This window comes from Craurococcus roseus, from assembly GCF_039523795.1.
Lineage (GTDB): Bacteria > Pseudomonadota > Alphaproteobacteria > Acetobacterales > Acetobacteraceae > Craurococcus > Craurococcus roseus.
Genome location: NZ_BAAAFZ010000060.1, coordinates 82,420 through 92,723, shown reverse-complemented (window position 1 = coordinate 92,723; position 10,304 = coordinate 82,420). Strand labels below are relative to the sequence as shown.

Annotated in this window: 12 protein-coding genes; 9 read left to right on the top strand and 3 right to left on the bottom strand. The window is 73.0% G+C overall.

All coding sequences use genetic code 11. From position 1 onward, the window contains the following. The 3 genes from ABD067_RS18500 to ABD067_RS18490 form a co-directional block, all read left to right on the top strand. A partial coding sequence (locus ABD067_RS18500; RefSeq protein ID WP_343896848.1) for a DNA translocase FtsK occupies positions 1-1,713 on the top strand: 1,713 nt, incomplete at its 5' end. A 50-nt stretch (positions 1,714-1,763) separates the two neighbouring features. Further along, entirely contained in the window at positions 1,764-2,351 is a 588-nt protein-coding gene (locus ABD067_RS18495; RefSeq protein ID WP_343896847.1) for a hypothetical protein, read from the top strand. A gap of 94 nt (positions 2,352-2,445) precedes the next feature. Next, a complete protein-coding gene (locus ABD067_RS18490) occupies positions 2,446-3,030 on the top strand; it encodes a hypothetical protein (RefSeq protein ID WP_343896846.1) in 585 nt (194 codons plus the stop codon). 19 nt (positions 3,031-3,049) lie between these two features. Here ABD067_RS18490 and ABD067_RS18485 read toward each other — a convergent pair whose 3' ends face one another. Further along, positions 3,050-3,733 (bottom strand): dioxygenase family protein, encoded by a 684-nt coding sequence (locus ABD067_RS18485; RefSeq protein ID WP_343896845.1) that lies wholly within the window; start codon positions 3,731-3,733, stop codon positions 3,050-3,052. 235 nt (positions 3,734-3,968) lie between these two features. Between ABD067_RS18485 and ABD067_RS18480 the strand changes: the two genes are divergently transcribed. From ABD067_RS18480 to ABD067_RS18455, 6 genes are all read left to right on the top strand, one after another. Continuing rightward, a complete protein-coding gene (locus ABD067_RS18480) occupies positions 3,969-4,592 on the top strand; it encodes a LolA family protein (protein WP_343896844.1) in 624 nt (207 codons plus the stop codon). An 87-nt stretch (positions 4,593-4,679) separates the two neighbouring features. Further along, a complete protein-coding gene (locus ABD067_RS18475; RefSeq protein WP_343896982.1) occupies positions 4,680-5,453 on the top strand; it encodes a gamma-glutamyl-gamma-aminobutyrate hydrolase family protein in 774 nt (257 codons plus the stop codon). A gap of 702 nt (positions 5,454-6,155) precedes the next feature. Continuing rightward, on the top strand, positions 6,156-6,842 hold the full coding sequence (locus tag ABD067_RS18470; protein WP_343896843.1) for a fumarylacetoacetate hydrolase family protein: 687 nt from the start codon (positions 6,156-6,158) through the stop codon (positions 6,840-6,842). 10 nt (positions 6,843-6,852) lie between these two features. Then, positions 6,853-7,689: an exodeoxyribonuclease III gene (locus ABD067_RS18465; protein WP_343896842.1), complete on the top strand. Its 837-nt coding sequence runs from the start codon at positions 6,853-6,855 to the stop codon at positions 7,687-7,689. Positions 7,690-7,788: 99 nt separating this feature from the next. Then, positions 7,789-8,493, top strand: coding sequence for a tRNA (adenosine(37)-N6)-threonylcarbamoyltransferase complex dimerization subunit type 1 TsaB (gene tsaB / locus ABD067_RS18460; RefSeq protein ID WP_343896841.1), 705 nt, complete (start codon positions 7,789-7,791; stop codon positions 8,491-8,493). After that, entirely contained in the window at positions 8,490-8,990 is a 501-nt protein-coding gene (locus ABD067_RS18455; RefSeq protein WP_343896840.1) for a GNAT family N-acetyltransferase, read from the top strand. Before tsaB ends, ABD067_RS18455 begins: the two co-directional genes overlap by 4 nt. On the opposite strand, the gene ABD067_RS18450 is transcribed toward ABD067_RS18455, so the two are convergent. Both ABD067_RS18450 and ABD067_RS18445 read right to left on the bottom strand, forming a co-directional pair. Next, on the bottom strand, positions 8,972-9,643 hold the full coding sequence (locus ABD067_RS18450; RefSeq protein ID WP_343896839.1) for a YidB family protein: 672 nt from the start codon (positions 9,641-9,643) through the stop codon (positions 8,972-8,974). The two genes, ABD067_RS18455 and ABD067_RS18450, sit on opposite strands and share 19 nt — an antisense overlap. Positions 9,644-9,890: 247 nt before the next feature. Continuing rightward, the gene (locus ABD067_RS18445) at positions 9,891-10,253 is read right to left on the bottom strand and encodes a hypothetical protein (RefSeq protein WP_343896838.1); all 363 of its coding nucleotides are present in this window, start codon (positions 10,251-10,253) and stop codon (positions 9,891-9,893) included. Positions 10,254-10,304 lie beyond the last annotated feature (51 nt).

The window sequence follows — 10,304 nt, the reverse complement described above, 5'->3', positions numbered from 1 at the left end:
CCGCCGCAGCCGGCGGTGGAGCCGCCGGTTGCGACGCCGTCCCGCGAGCCTCCCCCGGCGGAGCCGGAACGGCCGGACGCAGCCGCGTCCACCGGGGCGGCGATGGCGCCCCGGATCGGCACCCCCGCCATGCCCAAGCGCAGCGAAGCGGTGCGGCAGCAGAAGCTCGACCTCGCCGACAGCCCTTGGCGGTTGCCGCCGCTCTCCCTGTTGGCCGAGCCCTCCGCCCGGCGCGCCACGTCCCGGCCGAGCGAAGAGGCCCTGGCCGCCAACGCCCGCCTGCTCGAGCAGGTGCTGGAGGACTACGGCGTGCGCGGCCGGATCGCCGCCATCAATCCCGGCCCGGTGGTGACGCTCTACGAGCTGGAGCCGGCGCCGGGCACCAAGTCGGCGCGCGTGATCGGCCTGGCCGACGACATAGCGCGCAACATGCACGTCACGGCCGTCCGCATCGCCACCGTGCCGGGCCGCAACGTGATCGGCATCGAGCTGCCCAACGCCAAGCGCGAGACGGTGCTGCTCGGCGAGATGTTCGGCTCCGAGGACTGGACGCGCAACGCGGGGCGGCTGCCCATGGCGCTCGGCAAGGACATCGGCGGCGCGCCGGTGATCGCCGACCTCGCGCGGATGCCCCACCTGCTCATCGCGGGCACCACCGGCTCGGGCAAGTCGGTCGCCATCAACACCATGATCCTGTCGCTCCTCTGGCGCTTCAGCCCGGAGGAGTGCCGCTTCATCATGATCGACCCGAAGATGCTGGAGCTGTCGGTCTACGACCGCATCCCGCACCTGCTGGCGCCGGTGGTGACGGAGCCCTCCAAGGCGATCGGCGCGCTGAAGTGGACGGTGCGCGAGATGGAGCGGCGCTACCGCGCCATGTCGCAGCTCGGCGTCCGGAACATCGGGGGCTACAACGAGCGGGTGGTGGAGGCGCGCCGGACCGGCCAGGTGCTGACGCGCCGCGTGCAGACCGGCTTCGACCCGGAAACCGGCCGCCCCTCCTTCGAGGAGCAGCCGTTGGTCCTGGAGCCCTTGCCGATGATCGTGGTGGTCATCGACGAGATGGCGGACCTGATGATCGTGGCCGGCAAGGAGATCGAGGCGGCGGTGCAGCGCCTGGCGCAGATGGCGCGGGCGGCCGGCATCCACGTCATCATGGCGACGCAGCGGCCCTCGGTGGACGTCATCACCGGCACGATCAAGGCCAACTTCCCGACGCGCATCTCCTTCCAGGTCACGAGCAAGATCGACAGCCGCACCATCCTCGGCGAGATGGGCGCCGAGCAACTCCTCGGACAGGGCGACATGCTGCACATGGCCGGCGGCGGGCGCGTGTCGCGCGTCCACGGCCCGTTCGTGTCCGACACCGAGGTGGAGAAAGTGGTGGAGTTCCTGCGCGAGCAAGGCGAGCCCGCCTACGTGGAGGAGGTGACGGAGGCGGAGGAGGACATCGGCGGCGACGGCGAGGGCCTGTCGCTGTCGGGCATCGCGGGGGCGTCGGACGGCGAGAAGGGGCTGTTCGACCAGGCGGTGGCGCTGGTCTCGCGCGAGGGCAAGGCGTCCACCTCCTTCATCCAGCGCCACCTGGCCATCGGCTACAACCGCGCCGCCAAGCTCATCGAGCAGATGGAGAAGGAGGGCGTGGTCGGCCCGGCGAACCACGTCGGCAAGCGCGAGGTGCTGGCGCGGCGGACGGGCGGGGACGACGAGTGAGCGGCGCGAACTCCGTGCGGAACGCGCCCCGGCGCTCAGGCGGTAGCACATTGTCGGCGGCACTGTTCGCCACGGCCGCCAGCTTTGGCTTGGCCTTGGCGCAGGACCGCCCGCCCGAGCGGCCGACGCGCGATTTTGCCGTCACCTACATCAGGATTGGCACTCCGCCGGCCCAAGCCGAGATGCATGTGTCTTGGTCGACGGCAGAGAACCGACTGCGCTTGGATTTACCGGACGGTTTCGGCTGGACGGTGGTGGACCACGAGAACCTTGGCACGAGCTTCGTGGTTCTGGACGCGCAGCGCTTGGTGATGCCTTTACCGGCCGGTACCGAGGTCATCGCTGGAATGCCTGGCGGCACGAACTCCACGGGACGTTACACCCGCGTTGGCAATGCCGCCTACGCGGGCCTGAGTTGCACGGTTTGGCGCTACGAGGATGGACATCGGGCGGCTGGGGAGGCCTGCATCACCGAAGACGGGGTGCTGCTGCGCGCCATCGGTACGCACGAAGGCAAGACGGGCGGGATGGAAGCCACGCGGGTAGCATACGGGCCGCAGGACCCGGCCCGGTTCCGGCGGCCGGAGGGCTACGAAGTCATCGAAGCACCGGCGGGCGACGGCCCCGCGAAGCGGTGAGCGCGGCGGCTGGTTGAACGCCCTGCGGTTCGGGGGCGTTGCCGTGTGCGGTCCGCAACGGAAGAGGGGCGTTGAACCGGTGAGGCGCTTCTTGATGATCGCCGTAGCGGCAGAGATTGCCGCCGGGCCAGCCGTGGCGCAGGACCGCCCGCTCCTCCTGCCCGAGCGCGACGTGGCCGTGGTGTACCGCGTGGTCGGCGGCCCGCCGTCCGTGCCGGAGATGCGCATGGCGTGGCTCGCCGGCGAGGGCCGGCAGCGGATCGAGGTGCCGGGCGGCGGGCGCGCGACGGTGGTGGACCACAAGGACCTCGGCGCGAGCTTCATCGTCGCCGACGAGCAGCGGGTCGTCATCCCGCTGCCCGGGCGCGTTGGCGCTTCGATGGGCCTGCCCGGCGGCGCGGGCCCTGCGGGCCGCTTCACCCGGACGGGCACCGCGGCCTATGCCGGGCTCCCCTGCACCGTCTGGCGCTACGAGGACGAGAAGCAGACCGGCGAGGCGTGCATCACCGCCGACGGGGTGATGCTGCGCGGCGTCGGCACGCAGGACGGCCGGACGGGCGGGGTGGAAGCGGTGCGGGTGGACTACGGGCCGCAGGACCCGGCGCGGTTCCGGCGGCCGGAAGGCTACCGGGTGGTGCAGCCGCCGGCGGCGCCGGCGCCGGCGCCGCCCGGCCGTTGAGAGCGCCGGCGGCGGCGCCTCACCCGAGGACGATGTCGCGCCTGGCCAGCAGCGCGCCGGGCTCGATGCGGTCGGCGGGCTCCAGGCGCATCAGCACCGCTTCGCGTTCGCGCGGATCGCGCAGCGCGTTGAACAGCCCGTCGCGCTCGTTCAGCGGTTCGCCTGCGACGTAGAACTGGGTGACGAGGGGCGGCTGGCGCGCCCCGGGCGCCGCCACCAAGACGTGGATGTGCGGCGTCCGGCCCGGGTAGGGCACGGGGCGGATGGTGCGGAAGGCGAAGCCGCCGTCCGGGCCGGTGGCTGCGCGGCCGCGGCCCTGGAAACCGGGGTCGCGCGCGCCTGGGCGGTCGCGCGGGTGGCGGTAGAAGCCGTTGGCGTCGCACTGCCAGATCTCGACCACGGCGCCCTCCACGGGCTGGCCTCGGACGTCCAGCACACGGCCGCTCAGGTGCGTCACGGTGCCCAGCGCCCGGGCTTCCTCGCCGGCGACCCGGACCAGGTCCGCGTCGGCGTCGCCCGACCAATCGGCGGGGTAGAAAGGCCCCGGCGTCTGCCGCGGCGTGGCCGGCAGCGGCGGCGCCGACGGCTGGGCCGCGGCGGGACCGGGGAAGCCGCCCCGGGCGAGCGAGGCCGCCGCGAGGCCGGCAGCGGAGCCGAGGGCCGTGCGGCGCCCGACGAGGCGGGGGGTGATCGGGAACGGCATCTCCACTTCCCTCCGGGACGGAATCATCGCGCGGCGGGTCGCCGGGCCGCGCCGTCCAGGGATAGCCTGGGCGCTCGGGCGGAACCGGACCAGTCAGCAAACGTGACGCACGGAAACGAACGGTGTCCGCGCCGGCGCGGGGCGGCCCGGCGGGCCTGCCAGTGGCCCATCGTTAACGCCGTCGCCACCTCCCGGACCTTTCCCGCAAGTCCTTGCCGGGCCAGATAGTGCCGCCATGCGCCGCCGTTCCGTCCTCGCCACCCCCGCCCTGCTCCTCGCCGCATCGCCCGCCGCCGCCCAGACGCTCTCGGCCGCGGACCGCGCCGACATCGCGCGGGCGGAGGCTTGGTTGAACAACCTGCGCAACCTCAAGGCCCGCTTCCTGCAGATCGCGCAGGGGGGCGCGGCGGCGGAGGGGACGGCGTGGATTTCACGCCCGGGCCGCATGCGCTTCGAGTACGACCCGCCCGAACCCTTGTTGCTGGTCGCCGCGCACGGGCAATTCTTCTTCTACGACAAGGCGATGAAGCAGGCGACGACACTGCCGCTCGGCTCCACGCCGCTCGGCATCCTGCTCCGCGAGAACCTGCGCTTGTCCGGCGAGGTGACGGTCAGCCGCGTGGAGCGCGGCGGCGGCCTCACCGCCATCACCCTGTTCCGCACCGGGCAGGCGGCCGAGGGTCGGCTCACGCTGGTCTTCAGCGACCAGCCGACGGAACTGAAGCAGTGGGTGGTGGTTGACGCTCAAGCGCGGGAAACGCGCGTGAGCCTGTACCAACCCGAGTACGGCGGCCGTTTCCCCAACCTGCTGTTCGACTTCAACGACCCGCGCTTCCGCGAGGAACTGGGCATACCGTGACCGCGGGGCAACCATGCGCCACAAGCGTAACGATGCCGGTGCTCCGGCCTTGAAGCGGCCACGATGGTCCGCGATCTTGACGGCACGATGAAGCCCCTGATCGGCATTTCCTGCTGCGTGAAGGCGTTCGGCGTGTTCAACACGCCCAACCACGCGGCCTCCGACAGCTACGTCCGCGCGGTGCTCGGCCCGGTGGACGGCATCCCCGTGCTCCTTCCCGCGGCCGGCGAGGCGCTGGTGCCGGGCATCCTGCCGCGGCTGGACGGGCTGATCCTGACCGGCAGCCGTTCCAACGTTTGCCCGGACCACTACCAAGGCCCCGCCCACGCGGAAGGCACGCCGGAGGACCCGGCGCGCGACTCCACCACCCTGCCGCTGATTCGCGCCGCGCTCGCGGCCGGGGTGCCGCTGCTGGCGATCTGCCGCGGCTTCCAAGAGCTGAACGTGGCGCTCGGCGGCACGCTCGATCAACGCATCCAGGACCTGCCGGGCCGCTTCGACCACTCCACGCCATCGGATCAGAAGCTGGCCAGCCTGCGGGTGGCGAAGGCCCACGCCGTGCGGCTCACCCCGGGCAGCGCCCTGGCCAAGCTGGCCGGCGGCGAAACGCTCCCGGTGAACTCTCTTCACAATCAAGGGATCGCCAAGCTGGCGCCGCGCTTGGTCGCGGAAGCCTGGGCGCCCGACGGGACGATCGAAGCGGTGCGCGTCCGGGACGTTCCGGGGTTCGCCCTTGGCGTCCAGTGGCATCCGGAATACGATTGGTCACAAGACGCGGTCAGCCGGGGCCTGTTCGAGACGTTCGGTCGCGCCGCGAAGGACTGGGCCGCCAGGCTCCACATGGCACAAGCAGCGGAATAACGCGCCGGCAGCATCACCCTTTCGTGAACAGGCCGCTTTCGGGCCTGTTGCATGACCGCGCGCCCCAAACGCCTTTTGCGTTCTGATCGGAGAGAGGGTATCTTCTTTGGGCCTGCCACTAACAGTGGTGGGTGGACGAGTTCCGGTTTCCCCTACCGGCTCGCCCGACCTTTCCGATCGGAAACTACAATAATGGCGCCCGGACACCCCCCTGTCCGGGCGCTTTTTTTGCGCGGCGATGCTGGCGCGCCCCGTCGTTCCGCCAAACCCGTTGATCGCCTCGGCCGCCGTGCAGCAATGACGGTTCGGGGGCCGGCTTTGCCGCTCCTCGCCACGGCACGGGAGCGGAAAACGGCATGGTCCGCTGGAGCGGCGTGGAAGCCCGCACTTACCGCAGTTTCAGACCCGAGCTGCGCGACGACAGGCGCTCCGGGTGGTCGGTGGTGATTTCCCTTCTCGCCGCAATCACAGGTACGCGTTTGCCGAGGTGATTCGCAGCAACGCGCCCCGCAGCCTGGAAGCCCTCGTCGCCGAAGCGCGCCGACGTTTCGACCGCGCGGTGGACGGGGCGTTGGGCGAAACGCCAAGGGGGCCTTGAGGCGGGCCGCGCCGCCGCGGGAGGTTCCACTCGGGGCGGCCACGGGCTAAGGCCGGCGGCACGCGCGCCGGCCCCGGCGCGGCCCCGAGGAGTCCGTCCCGACCATGTCCGATTACGTCATCGCGCCGCCGGTCCCCGCCGCCCTGCCGATCCGCGGCAGCGCGCAGATGTTCCCGGTGCGGCGGGTCTTCTGCGTCGGGCGCAACTACGCCGAGCACGCGATCGAGATGGGCAGCGACCCGACGCGAGAGCCGCCCTTCTACTTCACCAAGCCCGCCGACGCGGTGGTGGTGCTCGACGCGGACATGCCCTACCCGCCGGCCACGTCTTCGCTGCACCACGAGATGGAATTGGTGGTCGCCATCGGCTCGGCCGGTTCGGACATCCCCGTTGCGGAAGCGTTGAAGCACGTCTGGGGCTACTGCGCCGGCTTGGACATGACGCGGCGCGACCTGCAGAACGAGGCGAAGAAGACCGGCCGCCCGTGGGACATGGGCAAGGGCTTCGACTTCTCCGCGCCCATGGGCGAGCTGGTGCCGGCCAAGGGCGTGGACCCCTCGCGCGGCAAGATCGAGCTGCGCGTCAACGGCGAGGTGCGGCAGACCTCCGACCTGTCCAAGCTGATCTGGAGCGTGCCGGAGGTGATCTCCAACCTGTCGCACCTCGTGCGGCTGGCGCCGGGCGACCTCATCATGACGGGCACGCCTGAGGGCGTGGCGGCGGTGAAGCGCGGCGACCTGCTGGAGGGCACTGTCGAAGGCGTCGGCGGGGTGCGCTGCCGCATCGTTTGACGCCCTTCGCGTGCGAAAAGCCAAGACGGCGGCGGCGCGGAAGCCGATCCGCGTCGCCACCTGGAACATAAACTCCGTCCGCCTGCGCCGGCCGTTGCTGGCGGAGCTGGTGCGCGCGCTCGATCCGGACGTGCTGTGCCTGCAAGAGACGAAGTGCCCGGACGAGCTGTTCCCGATGGAGGACCTGCGCGCCTTCGGCTTCCCGCACGTCGCGCACCGGGGGATGAAGGGCTACAACGGCGTCGCGGTGCTCTCGCGCCTGCCTTTCGAGGTGCGCCACGACGACCCGGACTGGTGCGGCAAGGGCGATTGCCGCCACCTGGGCGTGGACCTCGACGCGCCGGGCGGGCCGATCGAGCTGCACAATTTCTACGTCCCCGCGGGCGGCGACGTGCCGGACCGCGACGCCAACCCGAAATTCGCGCACAAGCTCGACTTCGTGTCGGAGGCCGCGGCGTGGAACGCGGCGCGCGGCCCGGCGCGGCGGAGCGTGCTGGTGGGCGACCTCAACATCGCGCCGCTGGAGCACGACGTCTGGAGCCACCGCCAGATGCTCGACGTGGTGTCGCACACGCCCGTCGAGGTGGAGGCGCTGGGGCGTTGGCAACGCGCCGGGGCGTGGCACGACGCGCTGCGGTACTTCGTGCCGGCCGACCGCAAGCTCTACACGTGGTGGTCCTACCGCGCGCGCGACTGGGAGGCGTCCGACCGCGGGCGCCGGCTGGACCACGTCTGGGTCAGCGGCGACCTCGCGGGCGGGCTGGTCCGGCACGAGGTGCTGAAGGCGGCGCGCGGCTGGGAGCGGGCGTCGGACCACGTTCCGGTGATGGTGGAGATCGCGCCGTGACGTGTCCGCGCGCACGGTTTCCGCGCTAGAATTGTTGCGGCGATGGGAGATACGATCCCGGAAAGAGGCGGCCACAGCGGCCCCCGCGGAAAACGTCCCGTGTTCATCCTCGCGCTCGACGCTTCGCTGTCGTGGTGTTCCGTGGCCCTCCGGGGCGACGGCAAGCCGCTCGCGCGTCGTTCGCGCGAAGGGGACCGCGGCCACGCCGCCGCGCTGCCGCCCATGGCGGCCGCCGTGCTGGCCGAGGCCGGGCTGCGCGCCGCGGACCTCGACGCGGTGGCGGCCGTGGTGGGGCCGGGCGGCTTCACCGGGCTGCGCGCCGCCCTGGCGCTGGCGCACGGCATCGCGCTCGGCGCCGGCCTGCCGGTGATCGGCGTGACCACGGGCGAGGCCCTGTTTGCCGCCATCCCGCCGGACGAGCGCGCGGGCCGCGCCGTGTGGGCGGCGGTGGACGCGCGCCGCGGCCGGGTGGTGCTGGAGCGTTTCCCGGCGCGGAACGGCGGCGGGGGCGGCCCCTCCGCCGCGCCGCCCGAGCTCTTCGACCTGGACGAGTTGCCGCCGGCCGAGGGCGGGCGCGTGTCGGTGGCCGGCGACGCCGCCGAGGCGGTGGCCGGGCGCTTGGCGGCGCGCGGCGGGGTGGACGCGCTGCTCTCGGCCGTGCGCCGGCCGGACGCCGCCGAAGCCGCCTTCGTGGCGGAACTCCGCCTCGCCGGGCGGTTGCCGCCGCTGCCCGCGCGGCCGCTCTACGCAGAACCGCCCGCGGTGCGCCGGCCCCCCTCCGCGGGGGCGTCGGAACCGGCGTGACCCCGCAGCGCGACGCTTCGGTGGCCGACGCGCCGGCGTTGGCGGCGCTGCACGCAGCGGCCTTCCCGCCGGCGCTGGCCTGGGGCGCGGGCACCATCGAGATGCTGCTCGCCTTGCCGGGCGCCTTCGGCCTGTGGCGGGAAGGGGCGGGCTTGGTGCTCGCCCGCATGGCCGCGGACGAGGCGGAGATCCTCACCTTCGGCGTCGTCCCGGACGCGCGGCGGCGGGGCCACGGCGCGGCGCTGCTGCGGGGCGCGCTGGCGGCGGCGCGGGCGCGGGACGCGGGCGCGATGTTCCTGGAGGTGGCGGCGGGCAACGCGCCGGCGCTGGCGCTCTACGCGCGGGAAGGCTTCGCCGAGGTGGGGCGGCGCCGACGCTACTACTCGGACGGCGCCGACGCCCTGGTGCTGCGGCGCTGTCTGGCCGGCGCGGCGGGCGGCCCCGCTGGAGCGCCGCCCTCCTCCGCCGCCCCGCCCGGTCAGCGCGGCCGGGTGTAAGGGCCCCCCGAGCCGGCGGGGCCGCCCGGCTGGCGGTCCCCGTCGCCGCCGAACAAGGACCCCAGCAGGCCGCCGAACCCGCCGCCGCCCAAATCCTCTTCCCGCTGCGGCACTTGGCCGCGCGGGGTGGCGCGGTCCACGAACTGGGGCAGGAGGCGGCTCAGCTCGTTGAGCAGGCTTTCCTTGTCGGTCCCGGCCCGGCGCGCGGCTTCGTCGAGTTCCTGCGGATCGAACGCGGCCTCGATCTCCCGCGCCGACACGGGCTGGTTGGCGCCGGGCGACACCCAGGAGTCCACGTGGTGCCCCAGGCCCTTGTCCCGCATGCCGCCGAGCATCCCGCCCAGGCCGCCGAGCAGCCCGCCGAGGCCGCCGCCGCCCAGCAGCGCGCCCAGCCCGCCGGCGCCCGCGGAACCGCCGCCGGCCGAAGCCGCCGGGGTTCCTCCGCCGCCGAAGAGCCCGCCCAGGATGCCCCCGAGCCCGCCCCCGGTGGTCGGCTCCTCGCCGCGGGCGGGCGCGGCGCCGCCGCCGGCCCTTTCGCCTTGCGCGTGCTTCATGAGCTGGTGGACCAGCAGCCCCACCGCCGCCAACTTCACGCCGCCCGAAAGTCCACCGGCCAAGCCGCCGCCGCCCCGGCCGGAAAGGAAACCGCTCATCCCTGTGTCCTCCGTGTTCGTTGCGCCCCGGCCCTAATCCGGCCCGAGGTCTCGCCTTGTAACGACTTGGGCTCCAGGCCGTTCATCGGATCGCGCGGATGCGGGGCGCGCCGGCGCCGAACTCGCCGCGCCTCCTGGATGCCGGGCGACGCCCCGGCGCTTGGTGCTCAGGCGGAAGCCCAACGGCAACAGGAGCCTCGCGCCGGCAGTCCTGCCGGGCGGGCCCGCACCGCGATCTGTCCCGCGATCACCCGCCGAGCGCGTCACCGAAGGCCCGGCGAATGACCGGCAGGACAGGATCGTCCGGTTCGACCCAATCCGACGCGACGGCGCGCGCAAACGCTTCGGGCTTTACCGGCCATCCAGCGCCCGTGAGCACGTCGTTTGCGCTTGCCAGAAGCGCCGCCAGACCACGGCGGTCGAAGACGTAGAGCGCACCGCTCTTGATGCAGCATTCGCAAGGACCGAGCCGCAGCGCGGAAAGCCCTCTCGACGCCGCTTCTGCGGCAAGGACTTCGGCATCGGCACCCAAGACGTCGCGGACCGTGTAGAGCGGCAGATAGCCGATGCTCTTCTCCCGCCCGACCCTCCACAAGTCATCCGACAGCACGCGATCCCGCTCGTCGGTTGGGAGCGGCCGAGCGACCGGCTGGGGCCGCAT